The organism is Parerythrobacter lutipelagi, assembly GCF_005434975.1.
In the GTDB taxonomy this organism is placed as follows: Bacteria; Pseudomonadota; Alphaproteobacteria; order Sphingomonadales; family Sphingomonadaceae; genus Parerythrobacter_A; species Parerythrobacter_A lutipelagi.
The window spans coordinates 775,183-797,435 of sequence record NZ_SKCJ01000002.1; the positions used below are offsets into that span (position 1 = coordinate 775,183).

The 22,253-nt window shown below is 60.1% G+C and carries 23 protein-coding genes; 14 read left to right on the forward strand and 9 right to left on the reverse strand.

The window, feature by feature from the left end:
• The 3 genes from E0502_RS12090 to purF form a co-directional block, all read right to left on the reverse strand.
• Nucleotides 1-351 (reverse strand): PilZ domain-containing protein, encoded by a 351-nt coding sequence (locus E0502_RS12090; RefSeq protein WP_137678248.1) that lies wholly within the window; start codon nt 349-351, stop codon nt 1-3.
• A gap of 128 nt (nt 352-479) precedes the next feature.
• Nucleotides 480-1,202, reverse strand: coding sequence for an SDR family NAD(P)-dependent oxidoreductase (locus E0502_RS12095; RefSeq protein WP_137678249.1), 723 nt, complete (start codon nt 1,200-1,202; stop codon nt 480-482).
• Entirely contained in the window at nt 1,203-2,669 is a 1,467-nt protein-coding gene (gene purF / locus E0502_RS12100; protein WP_137678250.1) for an amidophosphoribosyltransferase, read from the reverse strand.
• 176 nt (nt 2,670-2,845) lie between these two features.
• On the opposite strand from purF, the gene E0502_RS12105 reads away from it, so the two are divergent.
• From E0502_RS12105 to dnaE, 6 genes are all read left to right on the forward strand, one after another.
• The gene (locus tag E0502_RS12105) at nt 2,846-4,087 is read left to right on the forward strand and encodes a lipoprotein-releasing ABC transporter permease subunit (protein WP_137678251.1); all 1,242 of its coding nucleotides are present in this window, start codon (nt 2,846-2,848) and stop codon (nt 4,085-4,087) included.
• Nucleotides 4,080-4,754, forward strand: coding sequence for an ABC transporter ATP-binding protein (locus E0502_RS12110; RefSeq protein ID WP_137678252.1), 675 nt, complete (start codon nt 4,080-4,082; stop codon nt 4,752-4,754). Before E0502_RS12105 ends, E0502_RS12110 begins: the two co-directional genes overlap by 8 nt.
• A gap of 137 nt (nt 4,755-4,891) precedes the next feature.
• The gene (locus E0502_RS12115) at nt 4,892-5,416 is read left to right on the forward strand and encodes a hypothetical protein (protein ID WP_137678253.1); all 525 of its coding nucleotides are present in this window, start codon (nt 4,892-4,894) and stop codon (nt 5,414-5,416) included.
• Nucleotides 5,417-5,430: 14 nt separating this feature from the next.
• Nucleotides 5,431-5,910 carry a glutathione peroxidase gene (locus E0502_RS12120; protein ID WP_137678254.1) on the forward strand — a complete coding sequence of 160 codons (480 nt, stop codon included), beginning with the start codon at nt 5,431-5,433 and terminating at the stop codon, nt 5,908-5,910.
• A 49-nt stretch (nt 5,911-5,959) separates the two neighbouring features.
• Nucleotides 5,960-6,310: a hypothetical protein gene (locus E0502_RS12125; RefSeq protein WP_137678255.1), complete on the forward strand. Its 351-nt coding sequence runs from the start codon at nt 5,960-5,962 to the stop codon at nt 6,308-6,310.
• Nucleotides 6,311-6,374: 64 nt separating this feature from the next.
• A complete protein-coding gene (gene dnaE, locus E0502_RS12130; RefSeq protein ID WP_137678256.1) occupies nt 6,375-9,848 on the forward strand; it encodes a DNA polymerase III subunit alpha in 3,474 nt (1,157 codons plus the stop codon).
• On the opposite strand, the gene E0502_RS12135 is transcribed toward dnaE, so the two are convergent.
• Complete coding sequence (locus tag E0502_RS12135; RefSeq protein ID WP_137678257.1) at nt 9,831-10,175, reverse strand: hypothetical protein; 345 nt, start codon at nt 10,173-10,175, stop codon at nt 9,831-9,833. The two genes, dnaE and E0502_RS12135, sit on opposite strands and share 18 nt — an antisense overlap.
• 80 nt (nt 10,176-10,255) lie before the next feature.
• Between E0502_RS12135 and E0502_RS12140 the strand changes: the two genes are divergently transcribed.
• The 3 genes from E0502_RS12140 to E0502_RS12150 are packed head-to-tail and all read left to right on the forward strand — an operon-like array spanning nt 10,256 to nt 12,859.
• On the forward strand, nt 10,256-11,866 hold the full coding sequence (locus E0502_RS12140; RefSeq protein WP_240049055.1) for a long-chain fatty acid--CoA ligase: 1,611 nt from the start codon (nt 10,256-10,258) through the stop codon (nt 11,864-11,866).
• 4 nt (nt 11,867-11,870) lie between these two features.
• On the forward strand, nt 11,871-12,416 hold the full coding sequence (locus E0502_RS12145) for a pseudouridine synthase (RefSeq protein ID WP_137678802.1): 546 nt from the start codon (nt 11,871-11,873) through the stop codon (nt 12,414-12,416).
• An 11-nt stretch (nt 12,417-12,427) separates the two neighbouring features.
• A complete protein-coding gene (locus E0502_RS12150) occupies nt 12,428-12,859 on the forward strand; it encodes a DUF1330 domain-containing protein (protein WP_137678258.1) in 432 nt (143 codons plus the stop codon).
• Here E0502_RS12150 and E0502_RS12155 read toward each other — a convergent pair.
• From E0502_RS12155 to E0502_RS12175, 5 genes are read right to left on the reverse strand one after another with little or no spacing between them, the layout of a single operon-like run.
• Nucleotides 12,856-13,956: a PA0069 family radical SAM protein gene (locus tag E0502_RS12155; protein WP_137678259.1), complete on the reverse strand. Its 1,101-nt coding sequence runs from the start codon at nt 13,954-13,956 to the stop codon at nt 12,856-12,858. The two genes, E0502_RS12150 and E0502_RS12155, sit on opposite strands and share 4 nt — an antisense overlap.
• 40 nt (nt 13,957-13,996) lie before the next feature.
• A complete protein-coding gene (locus E0502_RS12160; RefSeq protein ID WP_137678260.1) occupies nt 13,997-14,536 on the reverse strand; it encodes a DUF4304 domain-containing protein in 540 nt (179 codons plus the stop codon).
• 1 nt (nt 14,537) lies between these two features.
• Nucleotides 14,538-15,065 carry a molybdenum cofactor biosynthesis protein B gene (gene moaB, locus E0502_RS12165; RefSeq protein ID WP_137678261.1) on the reverse strand — a complete coding sequence of 176 codons (528 nt, stop codon included), beginning with the start codon at nt 15,063-15,065 and terminating at the stop codon, nt 14,538-14,540.
• The gene (locus E0502_RS12170) at nt 15,065-16,828 is read right to left on the reverse strand and encodes a lytic transglycosylase domain-containing protein (RefSeq protein WP_137678262.1); all 1,764 of its coding nucleotides are present in this window, start codon (nt 16,826-16,828) and stop codon (nt 15,065-15,067) included. The genes moaB and E0502_RS12170 overlap by 1 nt, the downstream gene beginning before the upstream one ends.
• A 7-nt stretch (nt 16,829-16,835) precedes the next feature.
• Nucleotides 16,836-17,600 (reverse strand): uracil-DNA glycosylase family protein, encoded by a 765-nt coding sequence (locus E0502_RS12175; RefSeq protein ID WP_137678263.1) that lies wholly within the window; start codon nt 17,598-17,600, stop codon nt 16,836-16,838.
• A gap of 102 nt (nt 17,601-17,702) precedes the next feature.
• Between E0502_RS12175 and E0502_RS12180 the strand changes: the two genes are divergently transcribed.
• The 5 genes from E0502_RS12180 (at nt 17,703) to E0502_RS12200 (ending at nt 22,243) form a co-directional block, all read left to right on the forward strand.
• Entirely contained in the window at nt 17,703-19,364 is a 1,662-nt protein-coding gene (locus E0502_RS12180; RefSeq protein WP_240049056.1) for an electron transfer flavoprotein-ubiquinone oxidoreductase, read from the forward strand.
• Nucleotides 19,365-19,445: 81 nt separating this feature from the next.
• Nucleotides 19,446-19,922, forward strand: coding sequence for a hypothetical protein (locus E0502_RS12185; RefSeq protein WP_137678264.1), 477 nt, complete (start codon nt 19,446-19,448; stop codon nt 19,920-19,922).
• 15 nt (nt 19,923-19,937) lie between these two features.
• Entirely contained in the window at nt 19,938-20,669 is a 732-nt protein-coding gene (locus tag E0502_RS12190) for a hypothetical protein (RefSeq protein WP_137678265.1), read from the forward strand.
• A 33-nt stretch (nt 20,670-20,702) separates the two neighbouring features.
• Entirely contained in the window at nt 20,703-21,515 is an 813-nt protein-coding gene (locus E0502_RS12195; protein ID WP_137678266.1) for a 4-(cytidine 5'-diphospho)-2-C-methyl-D-erythritol kinase, read from the forward strand.
• Nucleotides 21,512-22,243 carry an N-formylglutamate amidohydrolase gene (locus E0502_RS12200; protein ID WP_137678267.1) on the forward strand — a complete coding sequence of 244 codons (732 nt, stop codon included), beginning with the start codon at nt 21,512-21,514 and terminating at the stop codon, nt 22,241-22,243. Before E0502_RS12195 ends, E0502_RS12200 begins: the two co-directional genes overlap by 4 nt.
• Nucleotides 22,244-22,253: the final 10 nt, after the last annotated feature.

Here is a 22,253-nt window from a genome sequence, read left to right on the forward strand (position 1 = left end):
TTAGATCGTGCTGCGGTACACCGTAGACGGGCTGTACTGCTGCAGGATGTTGTCGTGCACGATGGGGCTTAGCAGTTCCATGAATGCGCAGCCGACAATCGAATTTTCCCACCACACCACTTCGGCCTGAAGTGATTCGAGGCCGGGCAGAGTGATCCAGCAAACCTGACCGAGGTGCATCCGGCTGATCGCCGAGGCTGAGAAGCCGGAAATTGAAAGGTCGTGCACCACCGTTTGGAAGGCACGCCCGCCCGAGGCCCGCAATTGCGCGGGAATCGTGATCTTCGTGCGCGGGCTGCAACGATCTTCTTGCGCTGCGAGATGATAATTGTCCTGTGTATCCATCATCATAGCCCGAAACCCCATCTAAAAATTGACCAAAGCCTTTCCGCATCCTTGCGCGGGAGACTTTGCACAGTGTCGACGTTTCTGGTTTCGAGCTGGTTGCGCAGGATACTTAAGAAGAATTTACCAGCGCCTTAGGCGGAATCCGGCACTCTTTCGCGGTGGCCGGTGGCGAAATCCTCGCTCAGCAGAGCCACCACGCGTTCCGCGACTCGCATCGGATCTTTGACCGTGGCGGGATCTTCACCTGGATACGCCTTTGCCCGCATGGCCGTGCGCGTGGCACCGGGATCGAGAATTGCGACTTTCACGCCACCGATCTTCTCGACTTCGGCGGCGTAGCTATCCAGCAGTGATTCGAACGCCGCCTTGGTTGAGCCATAGGCGGCCCAGTAAGCGCGCGGTGCAGAGCCGACAGAGCTGGTCAGCCCGATAATCCGGCCATGACCGCTGCGCTTCAACAGCGGGTCGAATGCTGCGAGCAAGGCTTGGGTCGACAACAGGTTCGTAGTGATAGCAGTGCTGAATTGCTTCGGATCGATCTGTGTCACTGGCGTGAGCATCGGCAGATAGGCCGCTGAAAGCACAAGAATATCCAGCTTGTCCCACCGGCTTGCGACGGCCGCTGCCAGACGTGCAATACCATCTGCTTCAGTCAGATCGACCGGGGCAATGGTCGACTGCCCGCCCGCATCGTGGATCAGGTCCTCAACCGCTTCCAGCGCGCGCACATCGCGCCCCGTCAGAATAACATGCGCACCGGCAGCGGCGAGCGCTTGTGCGGTCGCCGCGCCGATCCCCTTGCTGGCACCGGTGACAAGGGCAAGACGGCCTTCGAAAGGCTTGCTGTCAGACATTCAGGCGACCTTGTCGAACGAGAGCTGGGCGTCGTCGTCCTGCTTGCGCGAAAGATCGGTCAAAGACGTCGGATAATCGCCGGTAAAGCATGCGTCGCAAAACTGCGGGCATGCTGGTTTGCGCGCTTCGTGCCCGACAGCGCGATAGAGCCCGTCGATCGAAACGAATGCCAGACTGTCTGCCTTGATGAAAGCGCGCATCGGTTCGACATCCATCCGCGCGGCCAACAGCTTGGATCGCTCAGGCGTATCGACGCCGTAGAAACAGCTATGCGCCGTTGGCGGACTGGCAACACGGAAATGCACTTCGCTCGCGCCGGCATCGCGCATCATTTCAACGATTTGGAGCGAAGTTGTGCCGCGGACAATCGAATCGTCGATCAGCACGATGCGCTTGCCTTCTACCAGGCTGCGGTTGGCATTGTGCTTGCGCTTCACACCGCTGTTTCGTGCACCGTCGTTTGGCTGAATGAATGTTCGCCCGACATAGTGCGAACGGATGATCCCGAGCTCGAAAGGAATGCCCGATTGCTGCGCGAAACCGATCGCTGCGGGAACGCCGCTGTCCGGCACTGGCACGACCAGGTCCGCTTCAACGGGGTTCTCTATGGCGAGCTGCTCGCCGATGGCCTTGCGCGCGGCATAGACGCTGCGCCCGTCGAAGATCGAATCCGGACGGCTGAAATAGACATGTTCGAAAATGCACGGGCGCGAGGCGTGCTTGCCAAACGGATGCAGCGAGTCGATCTTGCCATCGAAGCCGACCTTGATCATCTCGCCCGGTTCCACCTGGCGGATAAATTCCGCACCCACGACATCGAACGCTACGCTTTCGCTGGCGAACAGGACCGCGTCTCCCATCCGGCCCATGACCAGAGGCCGGATGCCGAGCGGGTCGCGGCAGGCGATCATGCCTTCGGGCGTCATCACTATGAGGGAATAAGCGCCCTCGACCATGCGCAGCGCATCGGTCAGCCGATCGACAATCGTCGGATAGCGGCTGGTCGCAACGAGATGGATGATAACCTCGGTGTCGGAGGTCGACTGGAAAATCGCACCGCGGCCGACCAGTTCATTGCGCAGCGTCTGAGCATTGGAAAAATTGCCATTGTGCGCAACCGCAAAGCCGCCGCTTGCAAGATCGGCGTATAAGGGTTGCACATTGCGCAGCCCTGCGCCGCCGGTGGTCGAATAGCGGACGTGGCCCGCCGCCATGTGACCGGGCAATTCGTCGAGCTGGCCCTGGGACGAAAAATTCTCGCCGACATGACCCAGGCCGCGCCGGGTGAAGAATGTCGTCCCGTCAAAGCTGGTAATGCCGGCCGCTTCCTGCCCGCGGTGCTGCAACGCGTGCAAACCGAGCGCGGTCGCCGCGGCGGCTTTCTCAGCGCCGATGGCCCCGAATACGCCGCACTCTTCGCGCAGCTTGTCGCCATCTTCGTCCCTGAAGGGGTGGGTGAAATTCATAGCCGACCGCCTGTGCCTGTCCTGCGCGCGTCATTGGCGATGTTGCAGTCAGATTACAAGGCTAGTGTCCCCGCGAAGAGGCTTGGCCGGTGGACTGTCGCGCCTATTTCATTGCAGCGACAGGAAAGCCTGCCTAAACGTGCGGCACCTTTGCCACTATCCGGGCCGCAGCCATCTTGTTTCTCACCAATTTCGAATGGACCATCGCCAAGCGCTACCTGCTTCCAGGGCGCAGCGAGGCTTTTATCGCGCTGGTCGCAGGCATTAGCGTCGTGGTGGTCATGCTCAGCGTGGCCATGCTTATCGCAGTGATGAGCGTGATGAACGGTTTCCGCGGCGAGCTCCTCGACCGGATCGTCGGCATGAACGGTCATGCGATCGTGCAGGCGTATGGTGGCCGGCTCGACAATTGGGAGGCCGTGCTCGACGATATCCGCGAAGCCGAAGGCGTGACTGAAGCGTCCCCGTTGATCGAACAACCTCTGCTCGCCAGTTTCAACGGGCGGGTCGAAGGCATCGTGATGCGCGGCAACACTGCGGAAGATATCGAACAACTCAACGAACAGCTGGTAATCGGCGATCTTTCGCAACTCAAAGCCGGAGCGAGCAAGGTTGCGATCGGAGCGAGGCTGGCGGAGAATATCGGAATTCGGGTTGGTGATACGCTGACCATTATCAATCCGCAGGGCCGAACGACGCCTTTCGGCACCGTCCCGCGCCAAATTGGATATGAGGTCGCCGCCCTGTTCGAGACAGGCATTTACGAATTCGATCAGGCCTTTGTCATCATGCCGATACCCGATGCCCAGACCTTGCTGTTGAGCGGCAACAAGATCGGCATGATCGAAGTTCAGACCGAAGACGCCGACCGGGTAGAGGAATTCATGGCCCCGATAGAGGCCAAACTTCAGGGCCGGGCTGTCGTTTCGAGCTGGAAGGAGATCAACTCGTCGATTTTCCAGGCGCTGGAAGTCGAGCGGGTGGCGATGTTCTTCGCGCTGTCGATCATCGTGGTCGTGGCGGCATTCAACATCCTCTCCTCGCTGGTGATGCTGGTGCGCGCCAAGACGCGTGACATTGCCATCATGCGAACAATGGGCGCGACCCGGCGCAGTTTGATGAAGATATTTGTGACGACAGGATTTTCCGTCGGCGCGATTGGCGCGGGGGCGGGGGTTGCGCTCGGCTTTCTGATCCTCGCGGCCCGCCAGCCGCTCGTCAATTTTATCCAGATTGCGACCGGTGCTCAAATCTGGGACCCGCAAGTGCGCATCCTAACCGAACTGCCTTCCCGGGTTGATCCGTGGGAAGTCTTCTGGATCGTCGTTCTGGCGTTGGGGCTGAGCCTGCTGGCGACAATCTATCCGGCATACAAGGCGGCCAAGACGGATCCGGTGCAGGTGCTTCGTTATGAGTGATCCGGTGGTCAAACTCGAAAAGCTGACCCGTAGCTTCAAGCAGGGCAGCACTACAATCCACGTGCTGCGCGGGGTCGACCTCACGATCATGCCGGGCGAGATCGTTGGATTGCTCGGGCCGTCGGGTTCGGGCAAGTCGACACTGCTTCAGGCGGTTGGCTTGCTGGAGGGCGGCTTCGGTGGAAGGATCGCCATCGGAGGCGTCGAAGCCAGCTCGCTGCCGTCAGACGAACGGACCAATCTGCGCCGAACGCACCTGGGCTTCGTCTATCAGTTCCATCACCTGCTGCCCGATTTTACCGCGCAGGAAAATGTGAATCTGCCGCAGCTTATCGCTGGAATATCAACGGCCGAGGCGAATGAGCGATCGGAGCAATTGCTCTCGGCGCTGGGCCTGGCCGAGCGTCTCTCTCATAGGCCAAACCAGCTTTCAGGGGGCGAGCAGCAGCGCGTCGCTGTTGCGCGCGGGCTGGCCAATCGCCCGCACTTGGTTCTTGCGGACGAGCCAACCGGCAATCTCGACGAAGAAACCGCGGACCGTGTGCTGGCGCAATTCCTCGAGCTCGTACGAGGGGAAGGCAGTTCGGCATTGGTGGCGACGCATAATGAGCGGCTGGCAGCGAAGATGGATCGCGTGGTTCGACTGCACGAAGGCGTAATCGAGTAACCGACGGTTTAGCGATGCAGTCGAGGGGCTGAGTGCTTCTCTGTCGAACACCGTCGAACTTTGGTGGAAAGAAAATTGCCCCCTGAGCAATTTGCGATGCAGCTGTTTTCGGCAGAGTCGGTTTAAGGGGACTACAGATGATTTCTCCATTGCTCGCAGCAATGCTGCTCCAGACATCCCCCGTAGCACCGGATCCCGCGCCTGCGCCGCCCCCTCCACCCTGCGCCAGCGAAGGTCACGCAGGGTTCGATTTCTGGTTGGGCGAGTGGGAGGTCTTTAATCCGACCGGAGCGCGAGTGGGAGAAAGCCGGATCGAGCGCGATCATAACGGCTGCGCGGTGATCGAGAACTGGATGCCTTCGAGCGGCAACACTGGCACCAGCCTCAATCACTACGACCCGCGTACCGATCAGTGGCACCAGAAATGGATCGGTTCCGGCGGCGGTGCCGTCGAATTCAGTGGCGGTGTGACCGACGGGAAAATGGTCCTGACCGGCAATTGGCCCAGTGCGCAGGCGCCGCACCAGCTGATCCGCATGAGCTATACTGTCGAAGATGGCGGTAGCGTCCGTCAGTTCGGCGAAGCGTCACTCGATCACGGTCTGACGTGGCAAACCAGTTTCGATTTCCTATATCGGCCCAAGTCGCAATCTGCGCTCTGATCCGAGGAAACGAAATGACCACACTTGCCGACTTTACCGTCGAGAAATCCGATGGCAGCACGCTCGACCTGTCTGAAAAGAAGGGCAAGGTCCTGCTGGTCGTCAACACAGCGAGCAAATGCGGCTTCACTCCGCAGTACAAGGGGCTCGAGGCGGTCTTTCAGGATTACAAGGACAAGGGTTTCGAAGTCATGGCGTTCCCCTGCAATCAGTTCGGCGGGCAGGAACCGGGCAATCAGGACGACATCGAGCAGTTCTGCGAAGTCAATTTCGGCCTCAGTTTCCTGCTGATGAAGAAAGTCGATGTGAACGGTGACGGCGCAAGCCCGCTGTTCGACTGGATGAAGGGCGAAGCGCCCGGGCTGATGGGTTCGAAATCGATCAAATGGAACTTCACCAAATTCCTCATTGATCGCGATGGCAAGGTGGTGAAACGCTACGCCCCGCAGGACACGCCGGACGCGATCCGGAAAGATATCGAGAAACTGCTGTAACCGTTACGCCTTGCCCTGCGAATAGAGGGCAAACCGGAGGGAGGGCGGCATGCTCGAATCGATCAATCAGTGGTTTCTTTCGCTCGGCGCAGAATACGGGGTAAATCCCTATATCTTCGGCGGCATCTACATAGGTGCCGTGCCCTTTTTCCTGCTGTCGATCGCGTGGTTGGTGCGGCGCGCAAAAGCAGGCAGGTCGACGGTGCTTCCGACGCTGTGCGCCGGTTTCTGCTTCGTTTCCGCGTATATTTACCTCGCCATAGCCGGGCGCAATATACCCTTGTGGGTGTGGATATTTCTCGCCGCGCTGATCGTTTACGGCGCATGGTCGAGCATTCGTGATACCCGGCGCAAAATCGCCGAAGCGAAAGCGGAAGACGCTGACGAAGCCGGGAACTGAGACTGTGGAGAATTTCCTCGCTTTGCACCTTTGAGGAATCGCTGCGAAATCCTAGTCTGTCCTAATGGCCTATGCCCCGTTCATTCCGCTGCGCGTTCTTTCGTCCTACTCGATGCTGGAAGGGGCGATCGATCCCAAGGCAATCGCCAAGCTGGCCAAGGAACGCGGTTTCCCGGCGATTGCGATCGCCGATCGCAACGGACTTTACGGAGCGGTCATGTTCGCTTCGGCCTGCATGGAAACGGGTATCCAGCCGATCATCGGAACGCTGCTCGGCGTTGCACGTGACGAGGAAGGGCGACGGGTCGATTACCTGCCTCTCTATGCGCAGGACGAGACCGGATATGACAATCTGTGCCACCTGGTCTCAAAAGCCCATCTCGACCGGCCGCTTGAGTTTGATCCGCATGTTCAATTGGCAGACATGGAAGGCCACAGCGATGGTCTGATTGCGCTGACCGGTGCGAGCGAAGGCGCGCTGACGGATTTGCTGGCCAATGGGCAGGCAGATGCAGCTGAAGCCTTGCTGGACAAGTTGACCAGCCTGTTCCCCGGCCGTCTTTACATCGAGTTGGCGCGGCGCGGCAATTTATCCGAAGATACCGCCGAGAACGCGCTGATCGACCTTGCCTATGCGCGTGATTTGCCGCTGGTCGCGACGAACCCGGCCAATTTCGCCGAACCGCACATGCACAAGGCGCATGATGCGATGTTGTGTATCGCGGGGTCAACACACATCGAGGCGGAAGACCGGGCCAGATCAAACAAGGAAGCCTGGGTGAAGTCGGCATCGATGATGCAGGAATCCTTTGCTGACCTGCCAGAGGCAATGGCCAATACGCTCGTGATTGCGCAGCGCTGTGCTTATGCCCCGCCTTATCGTGATCCGATCCTGCCGAGTCTCGCCGGCGATCTGGAAGGCGAGGCGAAAGCGCTTGCGGACGACGCCCGCAAGGGTCTCGAGGCGCGGCTTGAACCCTATGGCGAGATGTCGGACGAAGAGCGCAAGGTCTATTTCGACCGGCTCGACTTCGAGGTCGGCGTCATCAACCAGATGGGCTTCCCTGGCTACTTCCTGATTGTTGCTGATTTCATCAAATGGGCTAAGGATCACGACATTCCCGTGGGGCCGGGGCGCGGTTCGGGCGCAGGATCGCTGGTCGCTTGGTCGCTCACCATTACCGATCTCGATCCGATCAAGCTGGGCTTGCTGTTCGAACGCTTTCTCAATCCGGAACGTGTGTCGATGCCCGACTTCGACATCGATTTCTGCGAGACCCGGCGCGGCGAAGTCATCCGCTATGTGCAGCAGAAATACGGCCACGATCACGTCGCGCAGATCATCACCTTCGGCAAGCTGAAAGCGCGCGCTGTCTTGCGCGACTGCGGGCGTATTCTGCAGATGAGCTACGGCCATGTCGACCGGCTGTGCAAGATGGTGCCGAACCACCCGACTGACCCGTGGACCTTGCCCCGCGCACTCAACGGTGCAGCCGAATTCAGGCGCGAGTACGAGAACGACAACGAAGTGAAGCGGCTGGTCGATCTGGCGATGAAGCTGGAAGGTTTCCCGCGCAACAGTTCAACCCACGCTGCGGGTGTGGTGATTGGCGACAGGCCGCTGGCGCAACTCGTCCCGCTCTATCGCGATCCGCGCTCGGATATGCCGGTGACGCAATACGACATGAAAAATGTCGAGAGTTCCGGTCTGGTCAAATTCGACTTCCTCGGTCTGAAAACCCTGTCGGTTCTGCAGAAAGCGGTGAAGCTGCTGGGAAAACGCGGGATAGAGCTTGATCTCGGCGCTCTCGCCTGGGACGATCCGGCAGTCTACGAGCTGATGAAATCGGGCAATACGGTCGGCGTTTTCCAGCTGGAATCGGAGGGCATGCGCCGCACGCTGACGGCGGTCAAACCGACCAAGTTCGAAGACATTATCGCGCTGGTCAGTCTCTACCGCCCGGGCCCGATGGACAACATCCCGCTGTTCGGCAAACGCAAGGCTGGCGAGGTCCCGATCGAGTACCCGCACCCGAAGCTGGCTGAAATTCTCGAAGAAACATACGGGATTTTCGTCTATCAGGAACAGGTGATGCAAGCCGCGCAGATCCTTGCGGGATACTCGCTCGGTGACGCTGATCTCCTGCGCCGCGCGATGGGCAAGAAGAACCAGGCAGAGATGGACAAGCAGCGCGCCCGCTTCATCGAAGGCTGCGCCGCAAATTCCGGTATCGAAGCGAAGAAGGCGTCTGAACTGTTCGACTTGATCGACAAGTTTGCCGGCTACGGTTTCAACAAGTCGCATGCCGCCGCTTACGCACTGCTCGCCTATCAGACAGCGTGGCTCAAGGCGCACTATCCGGAAGAATTCTATGCTGCTTCGATGTGTTTCGATATGCACCAGTCGGAGAAGCTGGCGCTGTTCGTCGACGATGCGCGCCGCCACGGGATCGAGGTCGCGCCGCCTGACGTAAACCGCTCTGTGGCTGAATTTTCTGTCGAGCGGACGGATGATGGCTATGCCGTGCGTTATGCCTTGGCGGGCATCCGCAACGTTGGCGAGAAAGCGATGGAAGCGCTGGTCGCCGAGCGCGAGGCGCATGGCTGGTTCGAGAATTTGCAGGAGTTTTTCGAGCGGTTGCCCAAGGGCAGCATGAACTCACGCCAGCTTGAGGGCCTGATCTGTGCCGGTGCGCTCGATCGGCTCGAGCCCAATCGGGCCAGGCTGTTCAAGAACGCCGATCTGCTGCTGGCAGTCGCGGAAAGCGCTGCGCGGGAACGCGAAAGCGGGCAGGGTGGCCTGTTCGGCGGCGAAGAAGCCTCGACTGACACGTTGCGCCTGAAGGAAACCGAGGAGTGGTCGCGCGCTGACAAGATGGCGAAGGAGCGGGAGAATTTCGGCTTCTATTTTTCGGCCCATCCAGTCCAGCAACATTGGCAGGTTGCCTCCGCCAATGGAGCACGAACATATCAAAGCCTGATGGAATCCGGTGCCCCGCCGGGCGGCCGCCAGCCGGCCGTGATGGCGGCGATGGTGGAGAAAGTGAATCGCGGCAAGACGCGCAAGGGCAAGGACTTTGTTCGGGCTGATTTCTCGGACCAGACAGGACAATTCAGCGCCGCGTGTTTCGAGGAATCGCTGGTCGAGAAGTTCACGCAATGGGCTGAAGACAGCACATCGATACTGCTCAACGTAGAGCTCGACTCGCCCAGTCCTGATGAACCGCCGCGCATAACCGTTCGCGGGGCCCGCCCGCTGGAAGAAGTGAAGGGCGGCTCGCGAATGTTGTTGTCGCTCGAGGTGCACGACCCGGCAGCGCTGCATGATCTGAAGCTCGCGCTGGTATCGGGCACGCCGGGGCACGGCGAAGTGCTGGTGCGGCTCAGGACAGGTGCAGATCCAGAACCGCAATTGCGCCTCGGCCGCGACTTTGCGCTTGATGGCGAATTGGCGGAGCGGCTCGCGCTGGTGGAAGGCTTGGAAAAGGTGTCACTGACGACCCGAAGGGGGACGACCCACCTACGCCTCGTCGCTTGAGGTCTTCTGCACCGTCCGCTCGAACATCCCGGTCCACCGTGCAAGAATAACCAGGAATATCGGTAAAAGCATCGTGTTCACAATGTCGTGCAAGCTGCTGAATAAATAAGGATTGTCTTCCGTCTGCATATTGTAGCGAATGTCGGCCACTTCATTTCCGAGCGCCACGATGAGCACCACCAGCAGCGCTTTGCCACTGCGTGCTTTCCAGCGGAACACAAGGTTCGCGGCGACGAAAACGATCAGCGCGACATAGATATGAAGCGCGTCTTTCTCGAGCCCTGTCATACCGACTGCCAAGAGCTTGAGTTCATAAAGCCATCGCATGACCGTGAGCCTTAGACCGATTGCCAATTCTGGCAAGCAAAGGCATGACAGGACACAAAGCATAATCGGAGAGAGTGACTATGGCGACTGCACCATTGGGAGCAATGCAAGACTGGACCATGCGGGTCACGCACGTGATCGATCACGCAGCGCGCGAAGCAGGCGAACGGGAAATTGTGACCCGTTGGGCAGACGGGGCCGAGACCCGGACCAACTGGGCAGGCATTCGCACCGATGCTCTCAAGATGGCTCAGGCACTGTTGGCGCTTGGCATCGAGAAAGGCGACCGGGTTGCCAGCCTCGCGATGAACCACTCCCGCCATTTGGTCAGCTGGTACGGCGTCGCCGGGATGGGCGGGGTGCTCCACACGGTGAACCCGCGCCTGTTCGACGATCAACTGGAATATATCGTCAACCACGCCGAAGATAAGGTGCTGTGCTACGACGCGGCATTTCAGCCGATTGTCGACCGGATGAAAGAACGCTGGACCACGGTCGAACATTACGTCTGTTATGACAGCGGAGAGAATTCGCCGGCATTCGAAGACTGGATCGCAGAGCAGGACGGCAATTTTGAATGGGTAGCAGGGGCGGAGAATGACCCGTGCATGATCTGCTACACCAGCGGCACGACGGGCAACCCCAAGGGCGTGCAATACGAGCATCGCTCCACTCTGATGCACGCGCTCGCGGGATTGCAGCCAGCAGCGTTCAATTTCAGTTCCGCCAGTGTGATGTTGCCGGTGGTGCCGATGTTCCATGCGGCAAGCTGGGGGTTGCCCTATGCGGGCGCGATGGCGGGGATCAAATTCGTCTTCAGTGCAGTCAATGATCCGGCGGTCCTGCACGAACTTATGATCCGGGAAGGCGTGACCGATAGCGCCGGTGTACCGACCGTCTGGCTCGCGCATTTCCAGTATTGCGACAAGGAAGGCATCGACTTGCCGCCGCTCAAGGCGGCAACCATTGGCGGCTCGGCTTGCCCGAAATTCATGATCGAGCGACTGATGAAGAACGGCACGCGCGTTCAGCACGCCTGGGGCATGACGGAAACATCCCCGATCGGCACCGTTGGCGGTCCGACATGGGACTGGGACCAGCTCAGTTTCGAGGAGAAGGTCGCCAAGACCGCGATGCAGGGGCGGCCGATCTTCGGCGTGGAACTGCGGACGGTCGATCTCGACGACATGATGACCGAACTGCCGCGCGACGGCGAAGCGTCGGGTGCGCTGCAAATCCGCGGGCCGTGGATCATCAAGCGCTATTTCAAGGCAGAGCAGGATGCGGTCGGCAATGACGGCTGGTTCGACACCGGTGATGTTGGCATCATCCACCCTGATGGAACGCTGCAACTCACCGACCGGACCAAAGACGTCATCAAATCGGGCGGCGAGTGGATCAGTTCGGTCGAGCTGGAGAATGCCGCTGTCGGTCACGACGGCGTGGCTGAAGCCGCCTGTGTGGGAATGCCGCACCCGAAGTGGGACGAACGCCCTGTGCTGTTCGTGGTCAAGGCCGAGGGAAAAGACGTGACGGCTGACGATATCCTCGATCATTTGCGACCACAAATCGCCAAATGGTGGATGCCCGACGCGATCGAATTCGTCGATGATATCCCGCACACGGCGACCGGCAAGATCAGCAAGAAAGACCTGCGCGAGCGGTTCAGCGACTACACGCTGGAGGCTTGATCGCATCTCTCGCTTGATCCTGCTCAACAAGCCGTTCGGGGTCCTGTCGCAATTCACCGGCGGCAAGGACGGGGTCGACGATACGCTGGCACATCTGGTCGATGTCCCCGGTGTCTATCCGGCTGGCCGTCTGGACAAGGACAGCGAAGGGCTTTTGCTGCTGACCGATGACGGGCGGTTGCAGGCACGGATCGCAGAGCCAAAATTCAAGACAGCCAAAACCTATTTCGTGCAGGTGGAAGGCGTTGCGAACGAGCCGGCTCTCGATGCTTTGCGGGCAGGCGTAAAGTTGAACGACGGTATGACCCGTCCCGCGCAAGCGCAGCTGATCGAGCCGCCGGAAATCTGGGACCGGATCCCGCCGATCCGCGTGCGCAAGAGCATACCCGACAGCTGGATTTCCGTGACCATTTCGGAAGGGCGCAATCGGCAGGTCCGGCGCATGACAGCGGCGGTCGGCTTGCCGACGCTGCGGCTGGTTCGTTGGCGCGTCGGGGAATGGGCCGTAGATACGCTTGCCCCCGGCGAATGGCGCGAAATTGACATTTGAGGAGAGACACGATGGACCGATTTATCGACCCTAGCCCGGCGAATTTCCAGGCGTTCAAGGATCTACCGCGAGATGAGCCGATCCACATGCTCAACCTGCTGCACTACCGCGAGCTGGCCGAGTATCCGCAGGGGCATGAGCATCACGGCAATGGCTGGACCGGGCGCCGCGCCTATGAGGAATACGGCAAGACGAGCGGCCCGATCTTCCACCGCGTGGGCGGCTCGATTGTCTGGAGGGGGACGTTCCAGACGATGGTAACCGGCCCTGACGACATGCGCTGGGACGATGGCTTCGTGGCGCAATATCCAAACAGCGGGGCGTTCTTCGAAATGATCAAGGACCCGGATTACCAGAAGGCGGTAGTAAACCGCACGGCTGCTTTGCAAGACAGTCGGCTGGTGCGGTTCAAACCGGGTGATACCGCGGGAGGGTTCGGCTAAAACAGCCGCATCTGCCCGCCGACCTCCGGCGGCCTGAACCTTGTGCAATCGAGCTCGAACTGCGCCTTGCCGACGCCGGCACGCTTGCATGCCAATCGGAAGCGGGCGCGGAATAGGTCGGCCCAGACGCCGGTCGGTTTCATACGGCTGAAGAAGTTCGGGTCATTGTCCTTGCCCCCTCCTGTTGCATTGGCCCGGATCGAGCGCACGATGCTCATCACTTTGCCCGCTCGGTCAGGATAGTGGACGTCAAGCCATTCACGGAACAGCGGCGAGACTTCGTGCGGCAGGCGAAGCGGAATCCAGCCGACACTACCGACACCGATTGCGGCCGCGCGCTGGACAATCTCCTCCATGAACTCGTCCGTGATGGCCGGGATCACCGGCGCAACGGAACAATGCGAGGGGATACCCGCGCCGACCAGTTTCTCCAGCGCAGCCAAGCGCTTGGACGGGGAAGCTGCACGCGGTTCCAGCTTGCCGGACAGACGCGGGTCGAGGCTCGTGACGGAAATCGCCACTGCTACCAGCCGTTGCTGCGCCATTTCGGCCAGCAGGTCGATATCGTCGATCACCCGGTCGGATTTGGTTGTAATGGTAATCGGATGCCGCGCATCAAGGCACACTTCAAGCACTTGCCGGGTGATGCGATATTGACGCTCGATCGGCTGATAGGGATCGGTGTTAGTCCCCATTGCAATCGGGCGAGGGCGGTACTTCGGCTTCGCCAGGGTAGCACGCAGCAATTGCGCCGCGTTGGGCTTGGCGAACAGCTTGGTCTCGAAGTCGAGGCCCGGTGACAGATCGTGATAGGCATGGGTCGGTCGCGCAAAGCAATACACACAGCCGTGCTCGCACCCACGATAGGCATTGATCGAGCGGTCGAAAGCGATGTCGGGCGACTGGTTGAAACTCAGGATCGTCTTCGGATGTTCTTCGGTCACGGTCGTGCGCAGCTTCACCGGAGGTCCATCGATTGCTTCCATCGCGTCGCGCCATTCGCCGTCGACCTCACGGTCTGCCAAGCCAAAGCGTAGCGGCACCGTGCCCGACTGCGCGCCGCGCCCGTGATTGATCTGTTTCGGTTGCTCCGACATGGTGGAACATATAGAGAACAAAAGTCTCAATGTCACGGGATCAATAGAGGCCAAGCTCAGCCTTGGCCCTGGCGATAGCGCGCAACACCGTATCGTTCGGAAATTCGCCGATGGTGTTGCCTATCGGTGCAGCTCGTGGCGTGAAACGGCGCGTGATGAGCCAGTCATCGAGCGCGCTGAGGCCGTCTGCGCATTGCTTCGCCAGGCGTTCGCAGGCCTCGGCATCGTCCAGCATGAATCGATAATCGAAAGCCTTCGACTGATAATCGCAGCGAGCACCTTCGACTGTCCACAATTCGATCGGGCATGTCAGGATCGCCCGCTGCTCGAACTCGGTGCGGGCAAATCCTTTCTCCAAGTCTTGGCCATCGGTACCGATTTTCGACCACGCAGCCTGGAGCGAAAAGGAACCGCCATATTTCGCCAGCTGCAATAGGATGAAATGGACCTCGTCTCCGGATTCGCGGCGCCATTCGGGATATTTTCCGGAAAAGCCCAACGCTTCGATGCCGGGTTCGAGATGCGCTCGCAGGGCGCTTCGCATCGCACGATTGCCGGAACCGGCTTTCCGGGCGGCCATGTCAGACCTCTGTCAGGCGGGGCATCAGTTGTACGAAGTTGCACGGCTTGTTCCGGCTGTCGAGCTGCCCTGCGAGGATGCCGTCCCAACCGTCCTTCACTGCACCGTTCGAACCGGGCAGGGCGAAGATATATGTACCGCGCGAAAGCACTGCGCACGCACGGCTCTGTATTGTGCTGGTCCCTATTGTCGAATAGCTGATCATACGAAACAGTTCGCCGAACCCGGGGATGTCGCGGGTCTTGATCCGGTCGAGTGCTTCGGGCGTGACATCGCGTCCCGTCAGCCCGGTTCCCCCGGTCGTGACGATCGCGTCTATCGCGCTATCGTCGATCCAGTTGTTGAGCCGCAGGACCAGTCCTTCGACGTCGTCTTGTTCGATCGCTCTTGCTGCCAGCCGATGGCCTGCAGCCTTGATCCGTTCAGCGAGGATATCGCCGGACGTGTCGTCACTGGCGGTGCGAGTGTCGGATACCGTGAGTAGCGCAAGGTTGAGCGGCGTGAATTGCAGAGAAAGGTCGACGGCCATCAGTCGCGGCGCGTTATGCGTACGCCGCTCCCACCTGAGAGTTCAGGAAAGGTTGGCCACATGCCCTGCGCCAACGCCGCGCGGCTGGGGGAAGGGCCGCCTGCCTGCCGCTCGTACATCCAGTAATTGCGCATGACGATCGCGACATAGCCGCGCGTTTCCCAATAGGGGATGCTTTCCATGTAAAGCAGCGCATCACCCTGGTCGCGCACTTCGCTGTTCCACCGCGTGACTGGTGACAAACCCGCATTGTACGCAGCCATGATCTTCGGCAGCAAACCGCCGGTCGCGCTGCTGTCACGCAGCATTTCGAGGTGCTCTTGCCCGAAGGCGAGGTTGATCTCGGGCTGCGAGAGGTCACGCGCGCTGCCTGATACCCCGATCTTGCCGGCATGGTCGCGGGCGGCCGCCGGCATGATCTGCATCAGCCCGCGCGCGCCCGCAGGGCTGACGACGGCGGCGCGAAAATTCGATTCCTGCAGCGTGTGCGCATAAGCCAGCGCCGGATCCACTTTCCAGCCGTTGACCGGTTGCCAGCGCGGCGCGGGATAGCGCAATGCCGGTTCGGAGCGCGCACCGCGCGGCGCGTTGTGCGCCATCCACAGCTGGGTCGAAGGCAGGCCCAATTCGCGCGCGAGCCGGGACAGTTCACCATATTGCGACGCGTTACCGATCCGTGCCTGATGGCGCAGGATCTCGTCGGCGAGGTCGCTGCGTCCGATTTCTGAAAGTGCCACGGCGGTGCGAACGTTGGGCACATTGCGCAGGGTTCGCCAGTCGGACTCATCGAAATCGGGCGTCTTGTGCGCCTGCGGAACGGCTTGTCCCAGCTGTTCCAGTGCGAGCATGCCGTAGAGCGTTTCGTCCATCCGCGCAGCACCGCGCAGCTGTTCGGCAGCCTTTTCGGGATTCCGGCAGCGAATGAGCGAACGGCTCGCCCAATAGAAAGCTGCCGCTGAAAGCTCGGGATTGGTCGCGCGCTGTGCGGACCGCTGGAAATAGACCGACGCGATTTCGCAATCGTCGAGCCGCCAGGCTGCAAGGCCGGCAACCCAGTCGCCCTCCGCAACCCAAGCGCCGGAACCCTCCGACACAGTGCGGGCCATGCCAAGCGCTGCCGAGTCCTGATTCTCTATGAAGTAGCTCCAAGCGACACGCTGGCGCCATTCTGCGCGTGCCTCGCCGCTCAGCTGGGCGTCGACTCCGTCAAGCAGGATGCGTGCGCCATCGGGGTCATCGTTCTTGATCTTGTCCAGGATCGCCGCGCTGACCGAACCGGGCATCGATCCATCGTTGACTCTGCGGGGCAGGATACGCTTCGACGCATAGCCCTGGCTGACAAAGGACTGCTCGCGCGGGACCGGATAAGTTGCGTCGAGCCCGCGCTTTTCGCCGAGCGTTGCCAAGCGGTCTGCATGCGGCAAATCCGTCCCGGCGGATAACCACTGGCGGATCGAGTCCGCTGGGACCTGCGGACTGTTGGCGTGGAGATAATATTCGGCGCGGGCGGCCTGATGAAGCGGCCCGTCGTCGCGCTGCTGAAGCAGGTTTTCAACCTCGGTCCAGTTCTCCCGGTCTATCGCGCGGAATAGCTTTGCGTAGTATTCCTTGTCGGAATTCGACAGCAGTTCCGGAACATTGTTGGAGTTGGCGCGAGCGCGGAAATAATCTGCGGCCGTAGAGTTTGCGGAGGCGGGTGTAGCGAGTGCACCGCCGGTGACCGCCAGGCCGATTGCAAAGGCAATGCGCATTGAACCGGTCATTCTCACGTCAGCCTTCCGTCCAGTCGAGCCATCGCCGCCAGAATTGTTTGCGACGGCCGACCGACCGAAGCAGTTCACCAAGAGTGGCAGCACCCATCAAAGCTACGCTGCCCCTGTCATGGTTAAAATCTTGTAAAACAGGAGGGTCTTGCGCCGTATCGTGGCTCAAAAGCGGCAGAATGTTGCGCCCGAAGGCAAGAATGCGTTTCGGAGCGACCAGGCTTATGTGATGCGCGAGAAGTTCACCGACCCCATCGGCCTTTAACTGCTTCCATTCAGGCAAGGGTGTGTGACGCATCAGGACACTGGCGAGGTAGACGGAGTCCGGGCTGATCGCAGCAGCCGACAAAAAGCTTGCCAGCAATTTGCCATCGGGGCCGGACAGCAGCGCATCGCGATCGGTCTGCTCCGGCTCCGGCACTATGACCATCAGCGAGGCGCCGGCGTTGCCCCTTGGCGCGATCAGAGGATAGCTGCCACCGCCATCGACATCGGGCGAGTCGACCCACCACGACTGAAATTTGGCGATATCGACCGGCCATGCCGACTTCTCACCACCGAATTGGACGCGGGGGATTTCCGGCGCGGCTGGACGAGCTGGTTTGGTTTGCTTGGGTACCATTGCGGGCGCGTCCGCCGGTGGCGCTTGCTCCGGCTCCGCCAGCCAGTCCGTAGCGTCATTTTCGAACTCGCAATCGACGCCTGCCAGCTGCCACCATTCGCGTGCAGCCTCATAGTCCTGGATCAGTTCGAGAGTTCGTGGATTGCCCATAGAAGAGCGCGGGTCTTGACCTCTCGCGCCGCAGTATACAAGGCTTTCCGGCACTTTCTGCGCGATTGAAAGCGCGCCCGGCAACTAAGGATCAAAGACGCAATGAGCGCCGAGACTGTAGAACGAGAATCCATGCCCTGCGATGTGGTGATTGTTGGCGGCGGCCCGGCGGGCTTGTCGGCAGCAATCCGGCTCAAGCAGATCAATGATGAGCTTGAAGTCGTGGTGCTTGAGAAAGGGTCGGAAATCGGCGCGCACATTCTGTCCGGCGCTGTGGTCGATCCAAAGGCGCTGGACGAGCTGTTTCCCGATTGGCGCGACATGGATTGCCCGATGGCGCAAACGCCGGTGACGGACAATTGGCACTGGATCCTGTCGAAAGGCAAAAGCTATCCATTGCCGCATCTCGCGATGCCGCCTTTCATGTCGAACAGCGGTTGTTACACCGGCTCGCTCGGCAATCTGACCCGCTGGCTTGGTGAACAGGCCGAAGCGCTCGGCGTGATGGTCTTCCCGGGTTTCCCCGCAGCAGAAGTCATGCTCGACGATCAGGGCGCGGTCAGCGGCGTGATCACTCAGGACATGGGCGTAGCCGCTGATGGATCGCACAAGGGCGATTTCCAACCCGGCATGGAAATCCGCGCGAAATACACCCTGTTCGCGGAGGGCGCACGCGGCAATCTGACGAAGCAGATGAAGGCAGCATTCGATCTCGAAGCGGACTGCCAGCCGCAGGTTTATGGCCTTGGCATCAAGGAATTGTGGGATATCAACCCTGACAAGCACGTTCCGGGCCGGGTCATTCACACGCAGGGCTGGCCGCTGTCGGAAAGCGATACCTGGGGCGGGGGCTTCCTCTACCATCAGGCCAACGGACAGGTCGCGATCGGCTTTGTGACCGCGCTTGATTACAAGAACCCCTATGTCGCCCCGTTCCAGGAATTCCAGCGCTGGAAACAGCACCCGGCGATCCGCGAATATCTCGAAGGCGGCACCCGTGTCGCCTATGGTGCGCGTGCGATCAACGAGGGCGGCTGGCAGTCCGTGCCCAAGCTGGCTTTCCCCGGCGGTGCGCTGATCGGCTGCGCGGCGGGCTTCGTCAACGTGCCGCGTATCAAAGGCAGCCACACCGCGATGAAGAGCGGCATGCTGGCAGCGGAAAGCGTTGCCGCAGCAATCGCTTCGGGCGCGGAAAAGTCCGAGCTGATGGATTACGACGCGGCCGTGCGCGACAGCTGGATCGCCAAGGAATTGAAGCAGGTGCAGAACGCACAACCGATTGTCGCGAAATTTGGTGGCGATGTCGGGACAGTGCTCGCAGGCATCGACATGTGGATGCGGCAACTGAAAATCGGTCTGCCGTATGCGATGAAACACCACCGCGACTACGAAGAGCTTCAGCGCGCCGATCTGCATCAACCGATCGACTATCCCAAGCCCGACGGCAAAATCAGTTTTGATCGCCTGACTTCGGTCGCTTTCAGCTTCACCAATCACGCTGAAGACCAGCCGAACCATTTGAAGCTGAAAGACCCTGCGCTGCAAAAGACCAGTGAGCTAAAGGTCTTCGCCGGCCCCTCGACCCGCTACTGCCCGGCGGGCGTTTATGAATGGATCGAGGACGAAGACAGCGGCGAGATGCGGTTCCAGATCAACAGCCAGAACTGCGTCCACTGCAAGACCTGCGACATCAAGGACCCCAACCAAAACATCGAATGGACCACGCCCGAAGGCGGCGGCGGGCCGAACTATCCGAATATGTGAGAGGGACTGCGATTGACCGGATTAGCCCGATACCCGAACTCCCTTTCAATCGGAGCAACAGTCGCGTCGTTCTTCGTTGTCGTGTCGTTCGCCAATGTCGCGGCCCATGGCTTTGAGATAGTCGAAGCCCCTCCGAGCGTCTGTCTGGACGAGGTATCGAGCATCAAAGGAAAACTCGAGACGTTGCTATCCTCCGCATCCGCGAGGAATTTCGCCGAGTTCGAAAAGGCAAATGGCGAGAATCGTTTGAAGGCTCCAAGATTCGTCTCGCTCGATCATGGTTATCTCACTTTCGAGCAAGCCTATGCCCAGTGGGCTGACTTGGCTAACCCGCAGCCCCAATCGGCTGTTCTGACAAACTGGAGACCAGTGCTCGACCAAGGCCGGGAATCCGATCGGGATGTCCGGATATTTCTGGCGACTATCGAGAATTCTCGCTGGGATGTCCGGACTTCGATCTCCACGCGTGTCAAGCGGGACTATTTCGTCCAGTCATACGGTTGTGATTTGTTCCTGATACAAGAAACCGATTTGGCCTTTTCAGTGGCAGGCCGTTGATTACATGACCTTTCGATGCGAACTGACGACATCTTTCATTCAATCAAGGGAGGGGCCGGAAGACGCCGATGGGGTGGAGGCCTTGTGCCGAGACAAGCAGGACGATTGGTGATTGGCCCGTGGCTTTTTCCGATGATCGTTTCAGTGATGGTGGCCGGATGCGTGGAGGAAGTGCAAACGGGAGACACCTCCAGCGTGAACGATAATCAGCTTGTCTCTGTCGCCACGCCCGTTGCAGAGCAGGACTACGTTGCTCCCCAAAGCGAACAGCCCTTCTCGAGCGCCTGTGCCGGCGGCGACACAGGGTACCGGTCCTTCCACAACTTTCCGAGCGCCGGATATCATGGGGGGATATGGAAATGTTCCAATGGGGTAGAGACACAATTGGCGATCTGGACCGGGCAGCAGATATTTTACGGGTTCGCTTCATCGGCCTGTCCCGACAAGAGCTTCGATGCCGTCGCCGACGGCCGCGAGGTGCTCGATATCCGGGAAAGCAGGCATCACGTCGCCGCCGATGTTCAAAAGGCAAGGATGTTTCTCGAAAAGGAACTCGTTGTTTTTCGGTCGCAATGCGGGTTGCCGGAACTTAGCGTCGATGGATCGTTGGCCGGCTTGGAAGGTGAACTTGAGAAGGAAGTGGTGCGCAGCTGGGTCCAGAATCGCTACGGTCAGCTGCGGGGAGGCGGATCGACCAACGATGCGCTCTTGAAACAGGCACAAAGGGAATATGAGGAATTGCGTTGAACCGCGTGATGTTCATCCACTAGTAACGCTTCGATGCTCCTCACAGAGACCGCCTTCGCCAAGATCAACCTCGCGCTGCATGTCAGGCATCGGCGCGACGATGGCTACCATGAGCTCGAGACGCTGTTCGCCTTCCTCGATGTCGGCGACCGTATAACCGCGCGACCGGCGAAGGAAGACAGCCTGCAGGTGCTCGGCGAATTTGCCAGGGCGCTGGACGATCCGTTCGACAACCTCGTGATGCGCGCGCTCGGCGCGATGCCGCGTTCGGAAGGTCTTGCGGTTACGCTTGAGAAGAACCTTCCGGTCGCGGCCGGGCTCGGCGGCGGCTCGGCCGATGCTGGCGCGATCTTCCGGCTTGTCGCGCACCACTACGGCACCCGGGAGGATATCATGGAGCGCGCTGCTAAACTTGGCGCGGATGTCCCGGCCTGCGTCGCCAGCATTGCGCAGGTGGGGCGTGGTACCGGAACACAGCTGCGCCGCGCAAACAACGATTGGGAAGGGATGCCCGTCCTGCTGGTCAATCCGCGTGTACCGCTGGCGACTGGCCCGGTTTTCGCGGCATGGAACGGCAAGGATCGCGGGCCGTTACCGCAGGGTAAGGTGAGCGACATCGCGCGAGCCGGACGCAACGATCTGGAAACTCCTGCCATCGCGCTCGTGCCCGAGATCGGCGAATTGCTCGCCACGCTCGGCGGAACAAATCCGCTGCTCGCGCGTATGTCGGGTTCAGGAGCTACATGTTTCGCAATTTTTCATACGCAAGAGGCCGTCCGCGGCGCTATGGACCGCGTAGCAAGGCTCCATCCGAGCTGGTGGCAAATGCCGGGACGACTTCGATGATTGATGGTCTACCCTATCGTCAGGTAGGGGAACCCGCGCGCGGCAAGATCGTGTGCGTGGCCGATCATGCATCCAATTACGTTCCGGAAGAAATCGAACTTGGCGTCCCGCCGGAATTGCTGGAAACGCATATTGCGCTTGATATCGGGACCGAAGGCATCGCCGACCGCATGTCGCGCCGTCATGCCGTCCCGGCGCATATCGCATGTGTCAGCCGCCTAGTGTGCGATTTCCATCGCAGGGAAGACGAAGCTTCGGTCGTGCCTACATCCAGCGACGGGCACCTGATCCCCGGCAATATCGGCGCGAATGTTGAAGGCCGGATCGAGAAATACCACCGCGTCTATCACGAAGCTCTGGCGAAATGGCTTGATGCGGCTCAGCCGGAACTCATCGTCGCGCTGCATAGCTTTACACCCAAGCTCGAGTCTAAGCCGTTCGAAGATCGTCCGTGGGAAGTCGCGCTGCTCTACAACCAGGACGACAGCGCCGCCCAGCATGCAATGCGGCTGTTCCGCGAGGAAGGTCTCGAAGTCGGCGATAACCAACCCTATTCGGGCAAGCAGCTCAACGCGACGATGGATCGCCATGCAGAAGGTCGCAACCGGCCTTATCTGACCGTTGAAATCCGGCAGGACCTGATCGCCACAGAGGCCGACCAGGCGAGGTGGGCTGCGCTGCTCACGGATGTCGCCAATCGCACGGCTCTGGCGCTGAAAGGCGTCTGAGCGCGCGTAC